Origin of the sequence: Sinorhizobium sp. 22678, from assembly GCF_052044265.1 — a bacterium.
Classification (GTDB): Bacteria; Pseudomonadota; Alphaproteobacteria; order Rhizobiales; family Rhizobiaceae; genus Sinorhizobium; species Sinorhizobium meliloti_A.
Window position 1 is genome coordinate 115,598 of record NZ_JBQEMS010000002.1, and the last position, 25,574, is coordinate 141,171.

The 25,574-nt window shown below is 63.0% G+C and carries 19 protein-coding genes; 3 read left to right on the top strand and 16 right to left on the bottom strand.

Annotated elements, in window-relative coordinates; genetic code table 11:
- The first annotated feature begins 128 nt into the window (after positions 1-128).
- Positions 129-1,034: an RNA polymerase sigma factor RpoH gene (rpoH, locus tag ACTJKL_RS04010; RefSeq protein WP_003527567.1), complete on the top strand. Its 906-nt coding sequence runs from the start codon at positions 129-131 to the stop codon at positions 1,032-1,034.
- On the opposite strand, the gene ACTJKL_RS04015 is transcribed toward rpoH, so the two are convergent.
- The 3 genes from ACTJKL_RS04015 to ACTJKL_RS04025 all read right to left on the bottom strand — a co-directional run bounded on the left by ACTJKL_RS04015 (position 1,031) and on the right by ACTJKL_RS04025 (position 5,539).
- Positions 1,031-1,213, bottom strand: coding sequence for a hypothetical protein (locus ACTJKL_RS04015; RefSeq protein ID WP_198516774.1), 183 nt, complete (start codon positions 1,211-1,213; stop codon positions 1,031-1,033). The genes rpoH and ACTJKL_RS04015 overlap by 4 nt on opposite strands.
- Before the next feature lie 681 nt (positions 1,214-1,894).
- Positions 1,895-4,177, bottom strand: coding sequence for a hypothetical protein (locus ACTJKL_RS04020; RefSeq protein ID WP_440852229.1), 2,283 nt, complete (start codon positions 4,175-4,177; stop codon positions 1,895-1,897).
- Between the two features lie 63 nt (positions 4,178-4,240).
- The gene (locus ACTJKL_RS04025) at positions 4,241-5,539 is read right to left on the bottom strand and encodes an adenylosuccinate synthase (protein WP_018096856.1); all 1,299 of its coding nucleotides are present in this window, start codon (positions 5,537-5,539) and stop codon (positions 4,241-4,243) included.
- Positions 5,540-5,743: 204 nt separating this feature from the next.
- Between ACTJKL_RS04025 and ACTJKL_RS04030 the strand changes: the two genes are divergently transcribed.
- Positions 5,744-6,634, top strand: coding sequence for a DMT family transporter (locus ACTJKL_RS04030; RefSeq protein WP_440852230.1), 891 nt, complete (start codon positions 5,744-5,746; stop codon positions 6,632-6,634).
- A 68-nt stretch (positions 6,635-6,702) separates the two neighbouring features.
- On the opposite strand, the gene serA is transcribed toward ACTJKL_RS04030, so the two are convergent.
- From serA to tolQ, 13 genes are all read right to left on the bottom strand, one after another.
- Positions 6,703-8,298 (bottom strand): phosphoglycerate dehydrogenase, encoded by a 1,596-nt coding sequence (gene serA / locus ACTJKL_RS04035; protein ID WP_440852231.1) that lies wholly within the window; start codon positions 8,296-8,298, stop codon positions 6,703-6,705.
- Between the two features lie 80 nt (positions 8,299-8,378).
- Complete coding sequence (locus ACTJKL_RS04040) at positions 8,379-9,557, bottom strand: phosphoserine transaminase (RefSeq protein ID WP_440852232.1); 1,179 nt, start codon at positions 9,555-9,557, stop codon at positions 8,379-8,381.
- 137 nt (positions 9,558-9,694) lie between these two features.
- A complete protein-coding gene (locus ACTJKL_RS04045; protein WP_522960288.1) occupies positions 9,695-10,492 on the bottom strand; it encodes an outer membrane protein in 798 nt (265 codons plus the stop codon).
- A 344-nt stretch (positions 10,493-10,836) separates the two neighbouring features.
- Positions 10,837-11,712, bottom strand: a complete 876-nt coding sequence (locus ACTJKL_RS04050; protein ID WP_198516772.1) for an outer membrane protein — start codon at positions 11,710-11,712, stop codon at positions 10,837-10,839.
- 172 nt (positions 11,713-11,884) lie between these two features.
- The gene (gene glmM, locus ACTJKL_RS04055; protein ID WP_100673061.1) at positions 11,885-13,237 is read right to left on the bottom strand and encodes a phosphoglucosamine mutase; all 1,353 of its coding nucleotides are present in this window, start codon (positions 13,235-13,237) and stop codon (positions 11,885-11,887) included.
- A gap of 293 nt (positions 13,238-13,530) precedes the next feature.
- Positions 13,531-15,468: an ATP-dependent zinc metalloprotease FtsH gene (gene ftsH, locus ACTJKL_RS04060; protein ID WP_100672988.1), complete on the bottom strand. Its 1,938-nt coding sequence runs from the start codon at positions 15,466-15,468 to the stop codon at positions 13,531-13,533.
- Positions 15,469-15,567: 99 nt separating this feature from the next.
- Positions 15,568-16,932 carry a tRNA lysidine(34) synthetase TilS gene (tilS, locus tag ACTJKL_RS04065; RefSeq protein WP_440852234.1) on the bottom strand — a complete coding sequence of 455 codons (1,365 nt, stop codon included), beginning with the start codon at positions 16,930-16,932 and terminating at the stop codon, positions 15,568-15,570.
- 11 nt (positions 16,933-16,943) lie between these two features.
- Positions 16,944-17,981 (bottom strand): tol-pal system protein YbgF, encoded by a 1,038-nt coding sequence (ybgF, locus tag ACTJKL_RS04070; RefSeq protein WP_440852235.1) that lies wholly within the window; start codon positions 17,979-17,981, stop codon positions 16,944-16,946.
- A gap of 191 nt (positions 17,982-18,172) precedes the next feature.
- On the bottom strand, positions 18,173-18,703 hold the full coding sequence (pal, locus tag ACTJKL_RS04075) for a peptidoglycan-associated lipoprotein Pal (RefSeq protein WP_018096846.1): 531 nt from the start codon (positions 18,701-18,703) through the stop codon (positions 18,173-18,175).
- A gap of 263 nt (positions 18,704-18,966) precedes the next feature.
- Positions 18,967-20,277, bottom strand: a complete 1,311-nt coding sequence (tolB, locus tag ACTJKL_RS04080; RefSeq protein WP_018096845.1) for a Tol-Pal system beta propeller repeat protein TolB — start codon at positions 20,275-20,277, stop codon at positions 18,967-18,969.
- Between the two features lie 71 nt (positions 20,278-20,348).
- Entirely contained in the window at positions 20,349-21,416 is a 1,068-nt protein-coding gene (tolA, locus tag ACTJKL_RS04085) for a cell envelope integrity protein TolA (RefSeq protein ID WP_100672985.1), read from the bottom strand.
- An 8-nt stretch (positions 21,417-21,424) separates the two neighbouring features.
- Complete coding sequence (gene tolR / locus ACTJKL_RS04090; protein ID WP_100672984.1) at positions 21,425-21,877, bottom strand: protein TolR; 453 nt, start codon at positions 21,875-21,877, stop codon at positions 21,425-21,427.
- 27 nt (positions 21,878-21,904) lie between these two features.
- A complete protein-coding gene (tolQ, locus tag ACTJKL_RS04095; protein ID WP_003527594.1) occupies positions 21,905-22,624 on the bottom strand; it encodes a protein TolQ in 720 nt (239 codons plus the stop codon).
- A gap of 349 nt (positions 22,625-22,973) precedes the next feature.
- Between tolQ and ligD the strand changes: the two genes are divergently transcribed.
- Complete coding sequence (gene ligD, locus ACTJKL_RS04100; protein ID WP_440852236.1) at positions 22,974-25,571, top strand: DNA ligase D; 2,598 nt, start codon at positions 22,974-22,976, stop codon at positions 25,569-25,571.
- Positions 25,572-25,574 lie beyond the last annotated feature (3 nt).

A 25,574-nucleotide genomic window follows, 5' to 3' on the forward strand; every position in this document is an offset into this window, starting at 1 on the left:
GCGTGAAACTGGATTCCTTGAATCATGCTTTCGCCGCACTTATCTATTAGCCTCGTGGGGTCTTGGATGAAGACCCACAGGCCCGGCCTGCCGTCCCGGAGGCCGGCGACGCACAAAGGGGGTGCTTCATGGCCCGCAATACCTTGCCGACCATTGCTGCTGGAGAGGGCGGTCTCAACCGCTATCTCGACGAAATTCGCAAATTTCCCATGCTCGAGCCGCAGGAAGAGTACATGCTCGCCAAGCGGTACCAGGAGCATGACGACCGCAAGGCCGCGCACAAGCTCGTAACGAGCCATCTTCGCCTCGTTGCCAAGATCGCGATGGGTTATCGCGGCTACGGTCTGCCGATCGGCGAAGTCATTTCCGAAGGCAATGTCGGCCTGATGCAGGCGGTCAAGAAGTTCGAGCCCGATCGCGGCTTCCGCCTCGCGACCTACGCCATGTGGTGGATCAAGGCTGCCATCCAGGAATATATCCTGCGTTCGTGGTCTCTGGTCAAAATGGGCACGACGGCCAACCAGAAGCGCCTGTTCTTCAACCTGAGACGGCTGAAAGGCCGCATCCAGGCCCTCGATGAAGGCGATCTCAAGCCCGAACAGGTGAAGGAGATCGCCACGACCCTGAAGGTCAGTGAGGAAGAGGTCGTCTCGATGAACCGTCGCCTTTCGGGCGACGCTTCGCTCAATGCGCCGATCAAGGCGAGCGAAGGCGATTCCGGCCAGTGGCAGGATTGGCTGGTGGACGACCACGACAATCAGGAACAAATCCTGATCGAACAGGACGAGCTCGAGAGCCGCCGCGCACTGCTGGCCAATGCCATGAAGGTTCTGAACGACCGTGAGCGCCGGATTTTCGAGGCCCGCCGCCTCACCGAGGAGCCGATCACGCTGGAGGATCTCTCGACCGAGTTCGACATCAGCCGCGAGCGCGTGCGGCAGATCGAGGTTCGGGCCTTCGAAAAGGTGCAGGAGGCCGTGCGCAAGGCCGCGCTGGAACGAGCCAGTGCGCTGCGCGTGGTTGAAGGCGCTTAAAGGCCCACGCATTCACCCCCACAACGAAAGTCCCGGCTGGAGATCCAGCCGGGATTTTTCATGTCTTCATGTGTTCTGACACTGCGCACTTCCGGATGGGCGGCGGCCGCGAGATGGATAATGGCGTTGAAGCTCTGGTGGGTTTTGTCGGCACGGATGGCGATGCGCTGGAATTCCATGAGTACCGACCGAGCAGCAGCTCAAGTGCTACAGCGACCTTTGCGCGTCTCGTAAGACGCGCGGCGCTGTAGAACACTTTTCGGAGGGCTACAATCTCTCCTCATCCTCATCACAGAGATCCAGCAGCGCCGCGTCTGCGGCGCGGAAGAGCCTTTCCAGCCCAAGGACTTGGTCTGGCTGGATTCCTGTGACAAGCACAGGATTGAGCGACCGGGGATGTGCGGCTACTACATTCTCGCATAGAAGCGAAGCAGGACGCTTTACACGGGCGTGACCCGCGACCTTCCGCGCCGCCTCACCATCTTCACGGTCTATGAAGCGCGCCAAGGAACCGCACCCTCTCTACCCCTCATCCCTGTGCTCGTCACAGGGATCCAGCAGCGCCGCGTCTGCGGCGCGGGAAGGCCTTTCCAGCCCAAGGACTTGGTCTGGCTGGATTCCTGTGACAAGCACAGGAATGAGGGACCGGGGATGTGCGGCTCCTACATTCTCGCATAGAAGCGAAGCGGGATGCTTTACACAGGCGTGACCCGCGACCTTCCGCGCCGCCTCGCAATCTTCCCGGTTTATGAAGCGCGCCGGGGGACCGCACCCTCTCAACCCTCATCCCTGTGACGAGCACAGGGATGCGGGTATCAAACAAGCGGCGGCGGGTGGCCCGGATCTCAACAGGCCTTAGACTATTGCCCGCTGGAAGCTGTACTGCCGGGACTTCCCCAAGCCTGCAAGGCCTTGTTGAAGGCGTCCGCTCCGCCCTGCCCTTTCTCCAGGGTAAGGAGAGCGCGGCGGCCGTTGCGGTAGGTGATCGGGATATCGATCCAGCTGCGGCTGCGCAGAAGTTCGGTGTTGTTGCTGACCGCTTCGGCAAAATCGTTGAGTGCGATCATGTGGAAGTCGTCGGTGATCTTCGCCGGGACGGCGATCAGCGGATCGCCGCGGTCCTGCTCGGTTCGCTTCATCGAGACGCGCTGGACGCCGTCTATGGCGCCGCCCTCGAAGCTCTCGGGCAGCGAAAACACGAATTCGATCACGTGGCTTGCCGGCAAGGACGGATCGGCATTGCGCTTGATGGTCATCAAAGCCGTGAGGCCACGATCGGGAACCGTGATCTGCGCCTGGATGGCGGGCTCGGGCTTGGCATCGCCGCCTGGCGACTCCTCCTTGATCGACCAGGCAACGGTGCCGGGAATCGCGGTCGGCGAGGACTGGCCGAGCCTCTCTTCATAGAGGAACATCTTCTCGCCATCGGCGACGGAAACCTCGGGCTGCGCTGCTGCCTCGCTGGCGGTCTGGCCGGGCACCGGCGAGGCCGTCTGATCCGCTGCCGCCTGTTGCACGCCGGCATTGGCGTTCGGCGGCTCTACCGCATGCGTCCGTGCAGCGACGGATTTGCCTTCCTGAGAAGCGGCCGTCTCGGTCGCGACGGCAGGTCCCTCGTCCCTTTCCGTTCCATCGGCAAGCAGCCGCTGGGTGAACTTGGTGGACGCAGCATCCGAAAGCGCCGTATTTTCCTCGGTGCCGGACTGTTCGGCCGGTCGGTTCGCCGGCTCGGCCTCGCCACCGGGTGTCGCCGGTGCCGGCGTCTCGGCGGGATCGCTCGGCATGATCTTCGCGACCATGCCCGTGAGCCAGGCATTGCCCGCCTCTCTATTCTGCCAGTAGGCGTAGCCGCCGGCGCCGAGGAGAAGCACGACCGCCCCGCCGATCGCCAGGCGTTTGATGCTGAACCGGCTGGGCTTGGGCGTGGCGCGATAGGACGCGGGGCGAGCGGGAACCGCAGGCGGCGCGGCAAGGCTGCTGTCTTTGTCCTTGTTGCTCGCGGAACCATTCGCCGTCCGGCCGTCGTCCTCAAAACCGAGCAGATCGTCGACATGATCCCAGGCAGTGCCGGCACGCTCTTCCTGGTTCGCGGCGGCCGGAGCCTTCTCGACGGGCCACGACCATTCGGAAATTTCCGGCTCGTCGGCCGGCCGGTCCTTCTTGCCTTCGGTACCTTGGGCGAAGGGATCGCTGTCGTCGAATGACCAGGAGCGCGCTGCGTCCGCCTCGCCGCTATGCTGTTCCGTTTCGGCCTTTTCCGGCTCGACCGGATGTATCCCCAGCCGCTCGGGCTCGGCCGGCGACGTCTCGTCCTGCCTATGGTCTTCCGGCTCGACCGGGATCTCGCTCGGCCGTGGCGAGGGGGTGGTATCCTCCCATTCGGGCAAAGCCCACTCGGATGGTCCCCGCCTGTCCGGCACATCATCGGCCTGGACCTCCGCCGGCGTCGGTTCGGCCGGTGCCGGCTCGGCCGGATATGATTCGACCTCAGCCTCATTGCGGCTGACATCCTGCGGATCGGGCTCGGCGGCCGTCACGTCTTGGGCAGGATGTTCCTGCTGCGCATCGGCTTCGGCGGCCGGCTGCTGTTCCTCGGCCGGCTCATCCCGTTGCGGAACGGCGGGGGCAGCGTCGGCCGGCTCCTCTTCGTGAAGCGGTGCCTCGTCGCGCATGTCGACCGTGGGGGCCTCGGCAACCGGTGCGGGCGGCTCCTCATCGGGGGCCGCTTGCACCGGACCTTCGGGCTCTTCGGGGGCGGCGTCAGAAGCAGGCTCTTCGGCCGGCGTTGGGGCGGTCTGCTCCGCTTCGACGGATGAGGCCGGCAATGCCTCGGGCTCCGCCTCCTGTGTTACCGGTGTGGCGGCCTCGTCGCCCGGCTGTGCTTCGAGCGTATCCGGCTCGAGAGCTTCGATCTCCTCGACCGGCGGCAGGGCTTCGGCGTGCTCGCTTTCAACCTCGGAGATTGCCTGTTCCAGCTTGTTGAGCTGGCGGTTGATCATGTCGTCCGACGGCCGGGGGTTCATGCTCTCGAGCTGGCGGCGCACGGCACCGCGCGCCTTCTCGTAGACCCTGCCTCGCATTTCCAGTGTGTTTTCCGACAGGCCGTCGACCGTCCTGCGAATAACTGCAACAAAATCCGCCATCAGTACTTTCTCAATTTCCAGACCCGCGGCAATTGCCGCGTCGCCGCTTTCCTTGCGCCGACACTAGTCCTCAAAAGGGTCCGTCACAAGTATCGTGTCGTCCCGTTCCGGGCTGGTCGAAAGTAGCGCGACCGGCGCGCCGATCAGTTCCTCGACCTGGCGAACATACTTGATCGCCTGCGCCGGAAGATCGGCCCAACTGCGGGCGCCCACCGTCGACTCTTTCCATCCCTCGAGTGTGATATAGACCGGCTTTGCCGAAGCTTGCTGTGCCTGACTTGCGGGAAGATGGTCGATCTGCTGTCCATCCAGAGTATAGCCGACGCAAATCTTCAACTCGTCCAGCCCGTCGAGCACGTCGAGCTTGGTGAGCGCTATGCCCGTGATGCCGTTAGCGGCCACCGACTGGCGCACCAGCGCAGCATCGAACCAGCCGCAACGGCGCTTGCGCCCCGTCACCGTCCCGAATTCATGGCCGCGCTCTCCCAGGAAGCGGCCGATCTCATCGTCGAGTTCGGTGGGGAACGGCCCTTCGCCGACCCGCGTCGTGTAGGCCTTGGTGATGCCGAGGATATAGCCGAGCGCGCCGGGGCCCATGCCCGACCCGGCGGCGGCCTGACCTGCGACCGTATTCGACGAGGTCACGAAGGGATAGGTGCCGTGATCGATATCGAGCAGCGTGCCCTGCGCGCCTTCGAAGAGAATCCGTGCGCCCTTGCGGCGCTGCCGGTCCAGCAGCAGCCAGATCGTGTCCATGAACGGCAGCACGCGCTCGGCAACCGACGACAACTCGTCCATGATCGCCTGATGGCTGATTTCGGCCTCGCCGAGGCCGCGGCGCAACGCGTTGTGATGCGTCAGCAGCCGATCGACCTTTGCCGGCAGCGTGTCGAGGTCGGCGAGATCCATGACGCGGATCGCGCGGCGGCCGACCTTGTCCTCGTAGGCCGGACCGATGCCGCGGCGGGTCGTGCCGATCTTCGTGCCGCTGTTTGAAGCCGCGTCTTCGCGTATGCCGTCGAGCTCGCGGTGCAGCGAGAGAATGAGCGTGGCATTGTCGGCGATGCGCAGGTTCTCGGGCGTGACCTTGACGCCCTGGGCCGCAAGCTTGTCGATCTCGGCGAGCAATGCATGAGGGTCGATCACCACGCCATTGCCGATGACGGCGAGCTTGCCGGGGCGGACGACACCCGAAGGCAGCAGCGACAGCTTGTAGCTGACGCCGTCGATCACCAGCGTGTGGCCGGCATTGTGGCCGCCCTGGAAGCGCACCACGATGTCGGCGCGTTCCGAGAGCCAATCCACGATCTTGCCTTTGCCTTCGTCGCCCCACTGGGATCCGACCACCACGACATTCGTCATAATTCTCTTCCTGTTTACGCGCGCATGCGGACGTTGCGCTGTTCTCAAACCCGCGCATCTATACTGTGTTGTCTTTCGGAAAGCGACCCCGTTATGAGCGGTGGCCAGCCCTTTTTGAATGACAAAGCGCGGATTTAACGCCTATATCTCGAACTCTCGTGCCATTCCGGCAATCCTCCTCCATCCCGCACGGACCGTATCATCGTGAACGCCAGAGCCTATTTCTATCTCGGTATTACCGCGCTCTTTTGGGGCGGCAATTCAGTGGCGGGCAAGATGGCCGTCGGGCACGTCAGCCCGATGATGCTGACGACCTTGCGCTGGTTGCTCGCGCTTGCCGTCATCCTGGCCCTGATGATGCCGCAGATCCGCCGCGACTGGCAAAAGATCCGCCAGCACTGGCTGCAACTGCTTGCCTATGGCGCCGTCGGCTTCACCATGTTCAATGCGTTCCTGTATTCCGCGGTGCAATACACCAGCGCCATCAATGCCGTCATCCTTCAGGCCGGCATTCCGATGCTGATCTTCATCTTCAATTTCGCGCTTTTCAAGATGAAGGCGTCGCTCGCCCAGGTCATCGGCTTTACCGTGACGTTGATCGGCGTGCTCATTACCGCCGCCCATGGCGATCTCGCCAGCCTCATGCGCCTGAGCTTCAATTTCGGCGACGCGCTGATGATCCTCGCCTGCATCGTCTATGCCGCATACACGGTTGCGCTGCGGTGGAAACCGGCAATGCATTGGCAGAGCTTCATAGCCGCACCGGCCTTCGGGGCGCTGCTGAGCGCCATACCGCTCCTCTTGTGGGAGATCGGGAAAGGTACGGCAATCATGCCGGATGCGACCGGCTGGGCGATCGTGATCTATGCGGCGATCTTCCCCTCGCTGATGTCGCAGGTTCTCTATGTTCGCGGCGTCGAGATGATCGGCGCCAATCGTGCCGGCCTGTTCATCAACGCCATTCCCGTGTTCGGGACCCTTCTCTCCGTCCTTCTGGTCGGCGAGATATTCCACCCGTTTCATCTTGCGGCTTTGGCACTCGTCCTCGGCGGCATCGCCATTGCCGAACGCGGCCGGCCGAAGCTGCCGCGGTGACATATATGGTAAAGCCCCTCCCCTGCGGACGCCTGCGGGAAGGGGCAATTTGAAAGCCCGAGTGCGGCTCAGTCGATATTGAACACCAGCGGCTTTGCCTGGCGGATCGCTTCGTTCGCCCGCAGCTTGTCGAGCACGGTCTCCGAAACCGGGCCATCGACGTAAAGCAGCGCGATCGCGTCGCCGCCCTGCTTCTCACGGCCGAGCTGGAAATTCGCGATGTTGACGCCCGCGTCGCCGAGGGTCGATCCGATGAAGCCGATCATGCCGGGAACGTCGGTGTTGGTTATGTAGACCATGTGATTGCCGACATCCGCATCGAGATTGATGCCCTTGATCTGGATGAAGCGCGGCTTGCCGTCGGAGAAGACGGTCCCTGCGACGGAGCGGGTCTGGTTCGCCGTCTTGACAGTCAGCTTGATGTAGCCGTCGAAGACACCGGTCTTGTCGCGCTTGACCTCGGAAAGGATCACACCCTTTTCCTTGACCATGACCGGCGCCGAAACCATGTTGACGTCGGCCACCTGGGGGCGGATCAGGCCGGCGAGCGCCGCGCTCGTCAGCGCCTTGGTGTTCATCGCCGCGGTCGACCCGTCGTAGAGGATCTCGATCTCCTTGATCGCGCTTTCGGTGACCTGTCCGACAAAGGCACCGAGAACGTCCGCGAGCCGGATGAAGGGCTTCAGGATCGGCGCCTCTTCCGCCGTGATCGACGGCATGTTGATGGCGTTCGTGACCGCACCCTTGACGAGATATTCCGACATCTGCTCGGCGACCTGAAGAGCGACGTTCTCCTGCGCCTCGGTCGTCGATGCGCCGAGATGCGGCGTGCAGACGACGTTCGGCAGGCCGAAGAGCGGGCTCTCCGTGGCGGGCTCGACCTCGAAGACGTCGAAGCCTGCGCCGGCGACGTGGCCGGACTTGAGGGCCTCGGCAAGCGCCTTTTCATCGACGAGACCGCCGCGGGCGCAGTTGATGATACGCACGCCCGGCTTGGCCTTCGCAATCGCCTCCGCGTTCAGGATGTTGCGGGTCTTGTCCGTCAGCGGCACGTGCAGGCTGATGAAGTCTGCCTGGGCGAGGAGTTCGTCGAGCTCGACCTTGACGACGCCCATTTCCTCTGCCCGCTCCTTCGACAGGAACGGATCATAGGCGATGACGTGCATCTTGAGACCGATCGCGCGGGCGCAGACGATCGAGCCGATATTGCCGGCGCCGATGACCCCGAGCACCTTGCCGGTGATCTCGACACCCATGAACTTCGACTTCTCCCACTTGCCGGCCTGGGTCGAGCCGTCGGCGGCGGGAAGCTGCCTTGCAACGGCGAACATCAACGCGATCGCATGCTCGGCGGTGGTGATCGAGTTGCCGAAGGGCGTGTTCATGACGATGATGCCGCGGCGCGAAGCGGCGGGAATGTCGACATTGTCGACGCCGATGCCGGCCCGGCCGACGACCTTGAGGTTGGTCGCGGCGGCGATCAGCTTTTCGGTCACCTTGGTGGCGGAGCGGATGGCAAGGCCGTCGTAATTGCCGATGATCTCGGCAAGCTTCTCCTTGTCCTTGCCAAGCTTCGGCTGGAAATCCACTTCCACGCCATGATCGCGGAATATCTGGACAGCGGTTTCCGACAGTTCATCGGATACGAGAACGCGAGGTGCCATGAAGGCCTCCTTGAAAAACAGGTCTGAACCATTGGGGATTAGGCTTCGCCCTCAGGGAGAGCGAAGCGGATCGCATCGGATCAGGCGGCAGCCTGCGAAAGCGTCGCCTTCTGGGTCTCGAAAGCCCAGGCGAGCCACGGCATCAACGCTTCCATGTCGGACGTCTCGATCGTCGCGCCCGCCCATATGCGAAGCCCAGACGGCGCATCGCGATAATGGCCGATGTCGAATGCGACGCCTTCCTTCTCGAGGAGGGCCACGACCCCCTTGGCGAAGGCGGCCTGTGCGTCCGCGTCGAGCGCCGACACATTATTGTCGGCGATCTTCAGGCAGACCGACGTATTGGATCGGGTTTCGGGCTTCACCGCGAGGTTGGCGATCCAGTCATTGGCTGCAACGAAACGGTGAATGACCTCGGCATTGGCATCGGCGCGGGCCATCAGACCCTCGAGGCCACCGACCGACTTCGCCCAGAGAAGCGCGTCGATATAGTCCTCGACGCAGAGCATGGACGGCGTATTGATCGTCTCGCCGGTGAAGATACCCTCGATCAGCTTGCCGCCCTTGGTCATGCGGAAGATCTTCGGCAGCGGCCAGGCGGGGACATAGGTCTCCAGCCGTTCGACTGCGCGGGGGCTGAGGATCAGCACGCCATGGGCGCCCTCTCCGCCGAGCACCTTCTGCCAGGAGAAAGTCACGACGTCGAGCTTGGCGAAATCGAGCGCCTGCGCGAAGGCGGCGGAGGTCGCATCGCAGATGGTCAGGCCCTTGCGATCCGCGGGAATAAAATCGGCATTCGGAACCCGCACGCCGGAGGTCGTGCCGTTCCAGGTGAAGACCACGTCGCGATCGAAATCGACTTTGGACAGGTCCGGGAGCGCGCCGTAATCGGCCTCCAGGCGGCGGACATCGGAAAGCTTCAACTGCTTGACGACGTCGGTCACCCAGCCGGCACCAAAGCTCTCCCAGGCCAGCATGTCGACGCCGCGGGCGCCGAGCAGCGACCAAAGCGCCATTTCAACGGCACCGGTGTCCGAAGCGGGCACGATACCGATACGGTAATCGGCCGGAACTTCGAGAATTTCGCGGGTGAGATCTATCGCTTGCTTGAGCTTTGTCTTTCCGATCTTGGCTCGGTGCGAGCGACCGAGCGGGGCATCGGAGAGAGCTTCGAGCGTCCAACCGGGACGCTTGGCGCAAGGACCGGAAGAAAAATGAGTATTGGCCGGGCGCATGGCCGGCTTGGCAGGCTTCGTCATATGCTATCCTCTCAGATAGAAGCCCCTCGTTGGGGAGGGGTGTCCCGCCGCCGGGAATATTGCGGCTCGGAGAGGAAGTCAAGCGGTCGCGTCGCGTTTGAAGAAACTTTTGCCGTTTCGAGCAAACCGGCACTGCATCACCAAAGCGCGAAACGCAGTCCGACGCGGAACTCATGACGCGACAGTCCGTCGTCATAGCCCTCCGCGCCCCCGGAGCCAAACATGTCGCCATCCGCAATCTGCGAATAGCGATAGCCGGCATCGAACTTCAGCCGATCCGTGACGTCGTAGGAGGCGCCCACCATGAGGGCATAGGTAAAGCGCCAGCTGTCCCGCCCGCCATAGGAAGCACCGCCCGCCGTCCCGGAGCAGGCCCCGCCTGCCCCAACGCAGGTCGAGGTCTCATGGGTCGTTTTCCAGTCGATCCGGGTCGCTCCGATACCGGCACCGAGATACGGCGTGAAACCGGCAAGCGTCGCCAGATCGACATAACCGTTTGCCATCAGGCCGAGCGCGGAAAAATTGGCGCTGTGGGAAAGAGCGCACCTCGTCCCCGCGCCCTCGCCCGCGCACGGACTGGCGGACAGCGACGCCCCGTCGAAGCGGCCCTCGAAATATTCGGCCGTTAGATCGGCACGAATGACGTCGGTGAATTGATAGCCGAGGCCGATGGTGGCGGAGGCCGGCTTGTCGAAGCGCGCGTCGTCGAAGGAAACGGCTCCCGTGCCGCCAGAGGAGCGGTAGAAGGGATCGCCCTCGTCCAGCCAGGCTGCGTAGCCGATGTCGCCACGCAGATAAAGCCCGCCGCCGGTCGCTTCCGGCGAAATCGTGATCTCGGGCGCGTCGAGCAGTTCTTCGTCGGCGGCCTGTGCAGAGAACGGCGCCAACAGGCCGGCGCAGAATGCCATGCTGCAAAATCCCCGTCGCCAATCCATGCCATGCCCTTTCGCTCGGCCAGGTGCTGCGGGTTTGCGCATATATGGGGAGACGCAAAGCGCTGCAGCGTGAAGCTGGCCATTCGCGTTAACTATTGCAGGCACGGGTTAACTATGGGTTAACCATGTCTCTTAGGAACATGGAAAGCGGTCAATGGACAAAAACATGCAGCAGCTCAAAGGGCTACAGCGCCATTCGCGCGTCTCATAAGACGCGCGGCGCTGTAGGGAACTTTTCGCAGGACTGCAATCTGGCCTCTGCCTCGTCCCTGTGCTTGTCACAGGGATGAGGCGATCAAACAAGCGGCGGCGGTGGCCCGAATCTCAACAGGCCTTAGCCCGGATCACTTATATACGATCGGCTCGGCCGGCGGCACATAGGCCGCTTCGCAATTGTTGCCGAAGGAATAGCGCAGGCCGGCGCGCGCCTCGTGCACATAGATGTCCTTGTCGTAGGCCGGGCCGCTGTTGAGATTGTAGCCGAACATGTTGCCGCCGTTGATATGGCGGAAGCGGTAGCCGACATCGGCCTTGAGATTGCAGGTGAGATCCACGGCGGTACCGGCCATCAGCGCATAGGTGAAGCGCCAATCGCTTTCGCCCTTGTGCTCGATCGTCGGGTCGCAGTTGCCGGGATCCGTAACGTCGCAACTCGTGTTGCGCAGGGTTCCCCACTTTACCCGGGTGCCACCGATACCGGCACCGACATAGGGTGTGAAGGCACCGTAGGTCCCGAGGTCGACATAGGCATTGGCCAGCAGGCTCCAGGCGGACATCGATGCGACATCGTTCGAGACGCAGTTGACGGCTACCCCGCAACCGCCGCTGGTAGAGCCGTTGAAGTCGGACTCGCCGAGGTAGTCGAGCGTGACGTCGGCACGCAGATAGCTGTTGATCTGGTATCCGACACCGCCGCCAAGGACGTAGGAATCATCTACATCGGCGCGGTCGAAATCGACCAGATTGCTGTTCGAGCCCTGGAAATAGTGGGCACCGCGCAAATCGTTCCACGCGTAACCGACGTCGCCGCGCAAATACCAGCCGCTGGCTTCGACCACCTCCACCGGCTGCTCGACGAACGGTGCTTCTACGGGCGGCTGATAGACGTCCGCTGCATAAACCGGCGTGCCGCTCAGCAGAGCCGCAGCAACGCCCCTAAAAATCTTCTTCATGCCCCAACCCCAATACATTAGTGTATTCTTGAACGGCTGACGGATCATAGTCGCAGCCGTTTTGTATGCTTCGATGCATGATGAAGGGGAAAGGTTAATCCCTGATTAACTACAAAAATTTACCTTGAATATTAACTTTTGGAAGTATTCGGTCGGTATATTTACGTACAGTGATTGCCCCTCATCCGCCTGCGGATGAGGGGCAGCGGCTATTTCTTAATCAGGCAGCGTTGCGCACGCCGCCGATCACGTTGACGAGTTCGTCGACGATGCGCTCGACCTGACCGCGGTCGTCGCCCTCCGCCATGACGCGGATCAGCGGTTCGGTGCCGGAGGGCCGGATGAGCAGCCGCCCGTTCTTGGCGAGCTGCGCCTCCGCATCGGCGATCGCCTGCTGCACGCCGGCATCCTCCAGGGGCTTGCCGGCCGCAACGCGAACATTCTTCAGGACCTGCGGCACGGGCTCGAAACGACGGCAGATCTCGCTCACAGTCTTGCCCTGGCGCTTTACGACCGCGAGGATCTGCAGCGCCGCGACGAGGCCGTCGCCGGTGGTGCCGAAATCGGAAAGCACGATGTGGCCCGATTGTTCGCCACCGACGTTCAGGCCGTCCTGACGCATCTGCTCGACGACGTAGCGATCGCCCACCTTGGTGCGGTGGAGCTTGAGCCGGCGCGCCTGAAGGTAGCGTTCGAGGCCGAGATTCGACATGACGGTCGCGGCAATGCCGCCGCCCTTGAGCATGCCATCTGCCGCCCAGCTGTCGGCGATGACCGCCATGAGCTGGTCGCCGTCGATGACTGCCCCCTCCTCGTCGACGATCAGAACACGGTCGGCGTCTCCGTCGAGCGCGATGCCGATATCCGCCCTCACCTCGTGCACCTTCTTCTGAAGCGCCGCCGGATGCGTCGATCCGCACTCAAGGTTGATGTTGACGCCGTTCGGTTCGGTTCCGATCGTAACGACTTCGGCGCCTAGTTCCCAAAGGGCGGAGGGCGCGACCTTGTAGGCGGCACCGTTTGCGCAATCGATCGCGATCCGAAGACCTTTCAGCGTGACGTCGCGCGGCAGCGTCCGCTTGGCTTGCTCGATATACCGGTAGATGTCACCGTCGACGCGCTTGGCCCGGCCGATATCCTCCGGCTTGGCGAGCTGCCCGGACATATCCTGCTCCAACAGTTCTTCGATCTTTTGTTCAATGTCATCCGAGAGCTTGTAGCCATCGGGCCCGAAGAGCTTGATGCCGTTGTCGCGGAACGCATTGTGCGAGGCGGAGATCATCACGCCGATATCGGCCCTCAGCGACCGCGTCAGCATGGCAACGCCGGGCGTCGGGATCGGGCCGAGCAGAAAGACGTCGAGCCCCGCTGCCGTGAAGCCCGCGACCATTGCGTTCTCGAGCATGTAGCCGGACAGGCGCGTGTCCTTGCCGATCACCACCCGGTGGCGGTGAGCGCCGTTTCTGAAAATCGTTCCTACTGCAATGCCGACCCGCATGGCGAGGTCCGGCGTCATCGGAAATATATTGGACTGGCCGCGAATGCCGTCGGTGCCGAAATATCTGCGCTTCATAAAAACTCCATTGTCCTGCTTCGGCGTCGCCTCTTGTGCCGGCCGCGTGCGCCTGCGTGTTCCGCTCTTGGTTTTCATAGTTCCGCGACCCGCCCGCAAATCTGCGCCATATTTGCCATAAAACCGCAATATACGGCACCGATCATAACATCAGAAATCATTACAGCGCGTTACAACCGGATCTTTCCCTGAGCAACGCTTGGGCGCACCACTGTTGCACTGAAACGTGAGCATCCAAAAATGCCGCCGCTCCTTCCGGAGCGGCGGCATTGGATTTGCGCATGTGTGGGAACCTATTGCGGCTGCGGTTCGAACCCACCTTCGGGCTCCTCGCCCTTGGTGCCGGCTTCCTTCTTGGTGCCGGCTGACGGCACTGCAGAGCCGCGATGCGGCGGTGTGTCGTCCCCGAGATCGCGCGCCGGCTTCTCGCCGCGGATCAGAGCCTTGATCTCGTCGCCGGTCAGCGTCTCGTATTCGAGCAATCCTTCCGCGAGAGCCACGAATTCATGGTTCTTTTCGATGAGGATGCGGCGCGCCGTCTCATAGGCCTCGTCGATCAGCCGGCGGATTTCGTTGTCGATTTTCTGGGCGGTCGATTCCGAAACGTTCTTCTGCTGCGCGACGGAATGGCCGAGGAAAACCTCCTGCTGATTCTCGCCATAGGCGACCTGACCGAGCTGGTCGGAGAAGCCCCACTGCGTCACCATCGCCCGGGCAAGCTTCGTCGCCTGCTCGATATCGGAGGATGCGCCGGAGGTGATGTTCTCCTTGCCGAAGGTCAGTTCCTCGGCAACGCGTCCGCCCATCATGATCGCAAGGCGCGAGATCATCCACTTGTAGCTCATCGAGTAGCGGTCGCCCTCGGGAAGCTGCATCACCATGCCGAGCGCACGGCCGCGGGGAATGATCGTCGCCTTGTGCAACGGATCGGCCGAGGGGACGTTGAGCGCGAGGATCGCATGGCCCGCCTCGTGATAGGCGGTCAGCTTCTTCTCGGCTTCGGTCATGGCCGAAGAGCGGCGCTCGGCGCCCATCATGATCTTGTCCTTGGCGTCCTCGAACTCCTGCATGGTAACGAGGCGCTTGTTGCGCCGCGCCGCCATCAGCGCGGCCTCGTTGACGAGATTCATGAGATCGGCGCCCGAGAAGCCCGGCGTGCCGCGTGCCAGCACCTTGAGGTCCACGTTCGGTGCGAGCGGCACGTTGCGGACATGCACTTTCAGGATCCGCTCGCGGCCGTTGATGTCCGGGTTCGGTACGACGACCTGGCGGTCAAAGCGGCCCGGACGCAGAAGCGCCGGGTCGAGCACGTCCGGCCGGTTGGTGGCCGCGATGAGGATGATGCCCTCGTTCGCCTCGAAGCCGTCCATCTCGACCAGCAGCTGGTTCAGCGTCTGCTCGCGCTCGTCGTTGCCGCCGCCGAGACCGGCGCCGCGATGGCGGCCGACCGCATCGATTTCGTCGATGAAAATGATGCAGGGGGCGTTCTTCTTCGCCTGCTCGAACATGTCGCGGACGCGCGATGCGCCGACACCGACGAACATTTCGACGAAGTCCGAACCCGAAATCGTGAAGAAGGGGACGTTCGCCTCGCCGGCAACCGAGCGGGCAAGCAGCGTCTTACCGGTGCCGGGCGGTCCGACCAGCAGCACGCCGCGCGGGATGCGGCCACCGAGGCGCTGGAACTTCTGCGGGTCGCGCAGGAATTCGACTATTTCCTCGAGATCCTGCTTGGCCTCGTCGACACCAGCGACGTCGTCGAAGGTCACGCGGCCATGCGCTTCCGTCAAAAGCTTTGCCTTGGACTTTCCGAAACCCATCGCGCCGCGCGAGCCACCTTGCATCTGCCGCATGAAGAACAGCCAGACGCCGAGGATCAGGAGCATCGGCAACAGCGTTCCGATGTAGCTGAGGAAGCCCGACGAGCCGTCCGTCTCCGGCCGAACCGTGACCGTGACGTCCTTGGCTTCCAGCCGCTCCGTCAGCGCCGTGTCGACGGCGGGCGCATAGGTCTGGAAAGTCGCCCCGCTTTCGGTGTAGCTGCCGATCACCTTCGAACCGGTGATCACCACGTCCTTCACACGGCTCGCGTCTACGTCCTTGAGGAACTGCGAGAATGGAATTTCACGCGAGCCTGCTCGTTCGGTCGGCTGCTGGAACATGCTGAATAGCGCTATCAGGAGAAGCGCTATGATTGCCCAAAGGGCAAAATTTCGAAAATTAGGGTTCATCGAACTCCCCGGAACCTGTCGCAGCCCGCGCATTCGCCGGACTGTATTGTTGGTCCTAACATAGGTGTCCGGGGTGACCTTGCCAAGGAAAACCGCCGGTTACGTTTCCATTTCTATCAAAACATCGTGCACCGGCGGCGCGGGGTATCGATCACGCCCAAACGACACGGCGACCGCATCCGCCATGATCCTGTCGAAACCCGGCAAAAAGGTGTCGTAAAGCGGGATGTAGTACTCGACTTTCGCCGGAGCCTCGCCGAAGGCGAGCCCCGCGCCGTCCGCCGACGCGATTTCTGGTGCCACCATGGATCCGCGCTTGGCAATCCCCGTCGGCAGCCCTGCGTCAATAAGCCTCTGAGTCCACAGCCTCCCCGAAGCGTCCGCGGCGACCGTAACCGCCGTCCCGCCGCTCTTTACCGTGAACCGCCCATCCCAAATGCCCTGCCCGCCCGGTCCGATGGCGAGCCCCGGCAGGTTGCGCGCCTCTCGATAGAGATAGAGACCGCTTGCCCGCCGGTCGAAGACGACCCGTCCCGCCGTCATGCGGCCAGGCTCACCCGATCGCAGGAACTGCGAAAGCCGCTGCACCGTGGCGCGAGCGGGCATGTGGTCGCGCCCGCCGAGAACCGACGCGACCGTCAGGAGCGCACGGCGCCAGTCCGCATCGTCGATCTCCCCGGCATGCCGCGCCGAAACCTCCGCGACCAGCGCCTCGTGAACGCGGATACGCTTCTCGATCAGGGCGGCGGCTCTGGCGGAAGAGGCGGCGCGCTGGCGCCCGTTGCACAAGGGCGTCGGCATCCCCTGGGATGTCGCTATCCGGGCACGCACCCGGACCCGCTCGAAGGCGGGGTTGGCATTGCTCGGATCGTCGATCCAGGAGACGCCGCATGCCTGGAGAAAGCTGCGGATGTCGGCGCGCACCAAGCCGAGAAACGGCCGCAACACCCAGATCCGCCGTCCGTACAACATGGCCGCGGCCATGCCGGCGGCGCCATGCCCTTCGCCCTGCCCCCCGTCTCCAGCACCATCGCTTCTGCCGCGGGCAACGCGCATGGCGACGGTCTCCTGCTGGTCGTCGCGCGTATGGCCGGTCGCGATGCAATCGGCGCCAAGCGCCACCGCGGCCTCGGCCAGCAATTCGTAGCGTTTGTTTCGAGCCGCCGCCTGAATGCCGGTCGACGGCTTCGCGCCCTCCCAGCGATACACGCGGTGGACAATACCGAGCGCAGCACAAAAAGCCGCCACATCTTCTGCTTCGCGAGCCGACTGCGGCCTCAGCGCATGGTCGACAGTGCAGGCGGCAAGGGAAAATCCACGGCGCTCATCTGCGGCGATCGCCGCATGCAGGGCTACAAGCAACCCCATCGAGTCGCTGCCACCGGAGACGGCAACCAGAATCCTGCAGGGCCTGATAAAGGATCGGAGAAAATTTCGGGCCGTATCGAGGACGGCATGGGGCATCTTGGCCCGCCTCAGCAGCCGAAACGGCTCTGCTCGCTCGCCACCTTCGCCTTCACGGCGGGTGATGCTTTCGGATAGCGCTTGTTGACCTCGCGCAGCGTGGCGCAGGCGGTCTCCTTGTTGTCGAGGGCGCCGAGGGACATGCCCAGCTTCAAGAGCATTTCCGGAGCCTTCGGTGACTTGCCGTGGCTCTGATGCGCGTTGAGGAAGGTCTTGGCCGCGTCGCTGTACTTGCCTTGCGAATACTGTGCCTCGCCCATCCAGAAGCTCGCATCCGCCGCCTTGTCGCCGCTTGGAAAGGCATCGAGATAATCGCGGAATTCCTGCTCTGCGATGCTGTAATCACCGGAAAGCACGTGGCTGTAGCCTGCTTGGTAGAGATCGCCCGGATCGCTGAGGGACGCGGTCGCCTGTCCGCTGGCCGGCACGCTTCCCGGATTGTCGTTGAGGCCGCCGCCCTGGGTCGCAAGTCCTGTGTCGACGCCGGGCAGAGTGGCGTTGGCTCCGGGCTCCACGCCCGCCGTTGCAGAGACGGGATTGCCGTTCTCGTCGAAGATGATCTGACCCAGCGTCGTCGGCGCGGGCGCTGCGCCTGGCCCGCTGGGATCGACACCCGCCCTATCGGCGCCGCCGGCAGCCGGAGCGCCCGAGGGCCGGCTATCCGTCACCCCGGGGGTGACGGACGCCTGATCATTCGATTTCGGCGTTTCAAGCGCGCCGCTCTTCTTGGAGGAGGACCTGCCGTTTTCCAGGTCCTGGAAGCGGAACTCGTTGTCCTCTTGGAACTTCCGGATCTGCTCCTGCATCTGCAGGAGCTGGAAGCTCATTTCCTCGATACGCCCGTTGAGAGAGCGGATCTGTTCCTCGAGTTGACCGACCCGTGCGATATCGGATGACTGCACCTTCATTACCGGAAGGTTGCCCTTGCTGCCGGCATCGGTCTGCGTCGTACGGGCAAAGAGCCCGGAAAGCGGCATGGCATCTGCTGTAGAGCCGAGACCCGCAAGGGTCACGAGGCCAAGCAGTCCTGCCACGACAAATTTCTTCATTTCATTTGTCCTGTTCGTAACCGATTCTCCCGCCCCTGAATCGCCTTGCGCAGTACATTCGTCGAATCCGAGGTGGGGTGCCGCACAGTTTTCCAACTCCCGTGAAAAAGCAACGGAGTTCGGCCAAAGTGTGGTAAAAAAGAAAGGGCGGCCCGCAGGCCGCCCTTCGAATCCCCCTCGTTGCCGAATAATCAGCTGCCGGCGCCGCCGAGAACGGTAACGGCGCGGCGGTTCTGCGACCAGCAGGAGATGTCGTCGCAAACGGCGACCGGCTTTTCCTTGCCGTAGGAGATCGTGCGCATGCGGTTTCCAGGGACGCCGCGGCTGACGAGATAGTCGCGGGTCGCGGCAGCACGGCGGGCGCCGAGCGCGAGGTTGTATTCGCGGGTGCCGCGCTCGTCGGCATGGCCTTCGATGGTGATTGCGTAGTTCGGATATTTTGCCAGCCACTGGGCCTGCCGGTCGAGCGTCGCCTGTGCGTCGGCTCGGATCGACGTCGAGTCGGTATCGAAGAAGATGCGGTCGCCGACGTTCACGGTGAAGTCCTGCTGTGAGCCCGGGGTCGCCGCGCCTGCGCCGAGTCCGAGGCCGGCAGCATCGTTCGGCAGGTTCTTCTTGGAAGCGCAGCCAGCAAGGGCAAGCGTCATGACGAGCGCGATCATGACCGGATTGCGGGCGATGGTCTGCATGCGGCTTGCTGCCGGGGTGTCAATTCGGCTCATGGGCCGGGTCTCCTTGAGAAGTGTCAAATTCACGGTTGCCAGACTGTAACCGGAAGCGGTTAATTGCTTTTCAACGGATATGGTTAACAAATCGACAATGTGCGTCGGGGCGCCTGCTACACCAGCACTTTGCGGCGAGAAAGCGGCACATTCGCCTCATTCCCTGCCATAACTGTGGACGCGCGATCACGAAGAGTTTCGGGCCGTATCGGCCCGAAATCTTTGAATCTCATCAATTCTCTCGATCGGGCCCGCCGGCGGCCCTATTCCATCAACGGCGACCAGGCCGGGTCCGAGGCGAAGCCCTGCGTCTGGACGAGCTGTTCGTTGTAGCCCGTCAGATCGATCGAATAGAGCTGCGGACCGCCCGCACCGGCGTTCTGGCGGAAGAACATGAGAACGCGGCCGTTCGGCGCCCAGGTCGGGCCTTCATTGTGGAAGCCGGTGGTGAGAATGCGTTCGCCCGAACCGTCCGGCTTCATGACGCCGATCGAGAACTTGCCCCCGGACTGCTTGGTGAAGGCGATGAGGTCGCCGCGTGGAGACCAGACGGGCGTCGAATAGGAGCCGTCGCCGAAGGAAATGCGCGTCTGGCCCGAGCCGTCGGCGCCCATGACGTAGAGCTGCTGCCTGCCGCCGCGGTCGCTTTCGAAGACGATCCGGCTGCCGTCCGGCGAATAGGAAGGAGAGGTGTCGATCGCCGCGGTATTGGTGAGCCGCGTCGTCGTGCGCGAGCGCAGATCCATCGTATAGATGTTGGCGTTGCCTTCCTGCTGCAGGCTCATGATCACCCGCTGGCCATCCGGCGAGAAACGCGGGGCGAAGGTCATGCCCGGGAAATTGCCGACCACCTCGCGCTGCCCCGTTTCGAGCTGCAGCAGATAGACGCGCGGCTGCTGGTTCTCGAACGACATATAGGTGATTTCCTGACGGTTCGGCGAGAAGCGCGGCGTCAGCACGATGTCGTTGGCATTGGTGAGCGCCCGGGAATTGGCCCCGTCCTGGTCCATGATGGCAAGTTGGCGCTTGCGCGCGTTCTTCGGCCCGCTTTCGGCGACGTAAACGATGCGCGTGTCGAAATAGCCCTTCTCGCCGGTGATCCTCTCATAGATCGCGTCGGCGATGATGTGGGCGACCCGGCGCCAGTTCTCCGGCTGGGTGTAGAACTGCTGACCGAGCATCTGCTGGCCGGCAAAGGTATCCCAGAGGCGGAACTCCGCCTTCAGCCTGCCGTCGCCTTCCTGCGTGACGCGGCCGATGACGAGCGCCTGCGCGTTGATCACTTTCCAGTCCTCGAAACGCGGCGCGGCATCGGGATTGGAGATCTTCTCGATGAAGGCGCCCTTGTCGATCGGCGCGAAGAGCCCGGAGCGCTTCAGGTCTGCGGCAACGACGTCGGAGATCTTCCGGGCGAGATCGCCCTGCAGGAAGTCCGTGATCGCGATCGGCAGCGGCTCGACGTTACCCTTGTTGATGTTGATCTCGACGAGCGCATTTGCCGGCGAGGCAATGAGCCCGCAGCCGGCGACCAGCACCATCAGGAGGCGGAAAAAATTGCGTCTCAGCATTTCCATAAAGCCTTTCAGCCTTTCGTGTTCCGAGCAGGATGAGGCGCAATGATCCGCCCACAACCAGCCCAACCTGTCTAGAGCATCGAGCTCGGGTCGAAGTTGACGACGACCTCGCTCCACGAATCGTATTTGTCGGCCGGCAGCCCCTTGAAGGGAGCAGACTTCAGAATGGCCCGGCGTGCACCACCCATGAGTGCCCGCCGCGCCGCATCCGAGCCGCCGCTGGCTTCCACTTCCGGTTCGCCGATCAGGTCGCCGTTCGGGTCGAGCCGCATCGTTACCTTGATGCGGACATCCGCCGCGTCGGCCATGCCGGGAATGATCGACCAGTTGTTCTGGATCTGGCCGCGAAGCGCGTCCATTTCGCTCTGCGAAAGCGTATTGCCGCTCGTCGTCTTCTTGCCGCCGAGGGCCGCCTCCTCGGTCGAGCGCTTGGCGCCGCCGCCGGAGGATTCCTGCTTGTTGAGCAGCGCCGCGATCTCGTCGGCATTGAAGTCGCTCTCCTTCTGGGAGGACGCCTTCTTCTGCTCCTTCTTGGCTTCGTCCTTCTTGCGTTCGGGCGTCTTGGCCGTTTGCGCGGGCTTTTCGACCTTGGGCTTCGACTGCGGCGTCGGCACCCTGTCCGGCAGAGCCTCGGCCTCGGGATTTTCCGCAGGCTGTTCTTCCGCCGGTGCCGGTTCCGGCTTCGTGTCCGGCTTCACTTCCTGTTTGGGTTCGGGGAGTGCCGCCACTTCCGTGGCCGGCTCGGCCGCCGGCTTCTCCTCGACGTTCTCGATCGCTTCCTTCACCGGATCGGGTGTCGGCGGTGCCTTTTCGGTCTTCTGCGGCGCTGCGGCCGACTCGTTTTCGACCGGCTTGACATTGGGCGTGGGCGGCGTCTTCAGGTCGACGTCGTTCTCGCCGACATTCTCGGCGTTTTCGACAGGCGTCGGCTTCTTGGTCGGAACGGGCGATGCCTTTTCCTTGGCCGGAGCCTTCTTGTCGCCCTGCTGGATCTGCGTGATCGACTCGACCGGCACGATGTCGACCGGCAGCGCCTCGACATCCGCGACCTCGAAATCGGCCGGGCTGCCAAGCGACACCAGCGCCCAGGTGAGAACCAGAGCGTGGAGGACAGCAGATGTAGCGATACTGCCCTTCATTCGGACGATCACTTCTCTTGTTCTTGAAGCGTTACGAGACCCAGGTTCTTGAAGCCTGCCGCGGAGATGCGTGCCATCACCTTCATCACGGTGCCGTAATCGGCACTGGTGTCGCCGCGCACATAGATGCGCTCATTGTAGCCGGTCGTGGCAATCGCCTCGAGCTTCGGCACGACCTCGTCGATCGCGATCGGAGTCTCCTGCAGGAAGATCTCGCCCGCCGGGTTGACCGAAACGGTGATCGGCTGGGTATCGGCGTTCATGGCCTTCGCCTGCGTTTCCGGCAGATCGATCGGCACGCCGACCGTCATCATCGGCGCGGCCACCATGAAGATGATGAGGAGAACCAGCATGACGTCGACGAGCGGCGTGACGTTGATCTCGCTGATCGCGCTTCTTCTGCCGCCACGGCGGCGGCGCCCGCCGCCCGACCCCTTGGCTCCGCCAGCTGCCATACCCATCAGCGTAGTCTCCGTGCTTTGAGGTCGTTATTGCGCGGCCTGACGAGAAGGCTGCAGCTTCTCGTCGATCTGCCGCGACAGGATGGCGGAGAACTCGTCGGCAAAGGCTTCCATGCGTGCCGTCAGCTTGCCGGCATCCGCGGTGAACTTGTTGTAGGCGATAACGGCAGGAATAGCGGCGAGCAGACCGATGGCGGTCGCCAGCAGCGCTTCGGCGATACCGGGCGCTACGACGGCGAGGTTGGTGGATTTGGAACCGGCGATGGCCTGGAACGAGGTCATGATACCGACGACGGTACCGAAAAGGCCGATGAAGGGTGCAGCCGAGCCGATCGTCGCCAGCGAGCCGAGCCTTGCCTCGAGCGCTTCGGATTCTCGGGCGAGCGTCACGTCCATGGCGCGGTCGATACGCATCTGCAGGCCGATCGGCGCGCGCGCGCCGCGCTCGAAGCTTTTCTTCCATTCGCGCATGGCCGAAACGAAGATCGCGCCCATTCCGCTCGTCTGCCTGTCCGAGAGGGTACGATAGAGCTCCTCCAGCGATTGACCCGACCAGAATACCTGCTCGAAATTGTCGAGCTGCCGGCGGACGCGCCCGTAATTGAGGCTCTTGTCGACGACGATCGCCCAGGTCCAGACCGAGGCGGCGATGAGCCCCAGCATGACCAGCTTCACGACCAAGCCCGCTTGCATGAAGAGCGACCAGAGGGTCACGTCGCTCGTCGCGGCCAATCCAACCTGTTCCATCGATTTCAGTCCCCGAATCCAAACACCCGGCAGAGCAACTCATGCTCTAGACCGGGTCGCCCAAACGTCCTGCAGCAGGAATGCCCCGGTATTGCCACCGATCGCGGCATTGCGATCTACTCGCGTCAGCCTGCCTTCTTGCCGTCAATTTTGGTCAAAGGATGACGTGCACTGCACAAATCCTGATACACGGATTAAGACACCATTATGGTTAAGGGAGTATTACCGCGCGCGCAGTTCGACTGAGCTTGAGCGATACGGAACTTCGCACCGGGTCGCACGTTTCGGTGCCATGAGCCCCTGGCCCCCGAAACATACAGCCTTCCAGCCGAAATCGGGCTGACGATCCATGGCCGCTCGCAATCAACCGCTTTCCGAATATAACCGGCGCCGCGATTTCACGCGGACCAGCGAACCCAAGGGTGCGGTCGCGCGGCGCAGCGGGGACAACAGGATGCGGTTTCTGGTCCAGAAGCACGCTGCGACCCGCCTGCATTACGACTTCCGCCTGGAATGGGAGGGCGTGCTGAAGAGCTGGGCGGTGACCCGCGGCCCGAGCCTCAACCCCGAAGACAAGCGCCTGGCCGTGCGTACCGAAGACCACCCGCTTGCCTATGGCGATTTCGAAGGAACGATACCGAAGGGAGAGTACGGCGGCGGTACCGTGATGCTCTGGGATACCGGCTGGTGGGAGCCGGAGGATGACCCGTCGAAGGCCTTGAAGAAGGGCAAGCTCTCCTTCAAGCTGCATGGCAGCCGAATGAAGGGCGGCTGGGCGCTGGTGCGCATGCGGCCACGCGAAGGCGAAAAGCGCGAGAACTGGCTGCTCGTCAAGGAAACGGACGAGATCGCCTCCGAAGACGGCGAGAGCCTGATCAACGAGAACATCACCAGCATCGTCACCGGCCGGACAATGGAGGAGATCGCCAACGGCAAAGGCGAGAAGCAGGCACGGGTCTGGCATTCCAACGAGAGCATCGCGGCCAATCTCAAGGCCGGCGCGATCGCCGAAACCGGCAATGCAGGCAAGCCTGTCACGCGAAAAGCCTTCGGTAAGCTGCCCGCCTTCAAGGCACCGCAGCTGGCGACTCTGGTGACCAAGGTGCCTGCCGGCGATGCATGGCTGAACGAAGCCAAGTTCGACGGCTACCGTCTTGTCTGCGCCGTCGGCGCCGGCACCGTGCGCTGCTACACGCGCAACGGCCTCGACTGGACCGATAAGTTCCCGGCAATTGCCGCCGCCCTTGCCGAACTCGACTGCCGGTCGGCCCTCATCGATGGCGAAGTGGTGGCGCTGTCGGAAGGCGGATCGACGTTCTCGGCCTTGCAGAAAGCGCTTAGAACGGGGGCCAGCACACGGCTTTACGCTTTCGACCTCATCGAGCTCGACGGCAAGGATTTGAGCCGTAAGCCGCTCGTGGAACGCAAGGAACGGCTCGAAGCGCTGCTCCAAACGCTCGGCACCACCTCGACCATACAATTCAGCGAGCATGTCCGCGGCAATGGCGAGCACGTGCTTTCCGCGATATGCAAGGCAGGCCAGGAGGGTATAATCGCCAAGGAGGCGGATGCCCCCTATCGCAGCGGGCGCAGCCGAAGCTGGCTGAAGGTGAAATGCACGAAGCGCCAGGAGTTCGTCATCGGTGGCTATACCCCATCTTCGAAGAAAGGACGCGCCTTTGCCTCGCTTCTTGTCGGGACGTTCGAAGGCCGGAAGCTGATCTACCGTGGCGGCGTCGGCACCGGATTCAACGGGAAGACGATGAAGGAACTCGCTGCGGCCTTCGCGAAGCGCAGACGCGACACGTCGCCCTTCGACAGCGTGCCGCGAGAGAGAATGCGAAATTCGGTATGGCTTGAGCCGGACCTGGTGGCGGAGGTGGATTTCGCCGAGTTCACGGCTGACGGACATGTCCGCCACGGTTCATTCGAGGGATTGCGCGAGGACAAGGAGGCCAGGGCCGTGAAACTGGAGACAGCGAAGCCGGCGGAAGCGGAGCCGGAGACCGCCAAAAGCAAAACCTCGGCCAAGCCGCGCAAGACGCCGGCTGTGCAAGGAGACGGCGATGTCCTCGGTATCCGCATCTCGCATCCGGACCGGGTGCTCTTCGAAGGCCAGGGCATCACCAAGATCGATCTCGCCCGCTATTATGCCGTCGTCGCCGAGAGGATGCTCCCCTTTGCCGCCGATCACCCCGTTTCGCTGGTGCGCTGCCCGCAGGGCGGCGATCGGCACTGCTTCTTTCAGAAACACGCGAGCGACGGCTTCCCCGAGGCGATCCGGGAAGTGCCGATCACCGAGTCATCGGGCGACACCGAGAACTATATGTACATCCACGATGCCAAGGGCCTCGTCGCCGCCGTGCAGATGGGAACGCTCGAGTTTCACATCTGGGGTTCAGGCATCGATCGACTGGAGAAACCCGACCGTCTGGTCTTCGATCTCGACCCCGATCCGAGCGTCGACTTCGAGACGGTCAAGGCGGCAGCCGTCAAGCTTCGCGACGAGCTCGCCGAGATCGGCCTGAAGACAGTGCCCATGGTGACCGGCGGCAAGGGCGTCCACGTCATCGTTCCGCTCCGCCCCCATGCCGAATGGGAGGAGGCCAAAGGCTTCGCCAAAGCGCTCGCGCGATCTATTGCCGAGCGCGATCCGGATAATTTCGTCGCCACCATGTCGAAGGCGAAGCGCAAGGGAAGGATTTTCATAGACTGGCTGAGAAACGATCGCGGCGCCACGGCGATCGCACCCTATTCCACCCGCGCGCGCTCCGGCGGACCGGTGGCCACTCCGGTCGGCTGGGACGAACTCCAAGGGCTCGAGGCCGCCAACGGGTTTCACATTCCGGACATTGTCGAGCGGATAGAATCCGGAACCGATCCGTGGCGGGAGATCGGCAAGATCAGTCAGTCGCTGACGAAGAAGATATTGAACTCGGTCGAGTGAGCC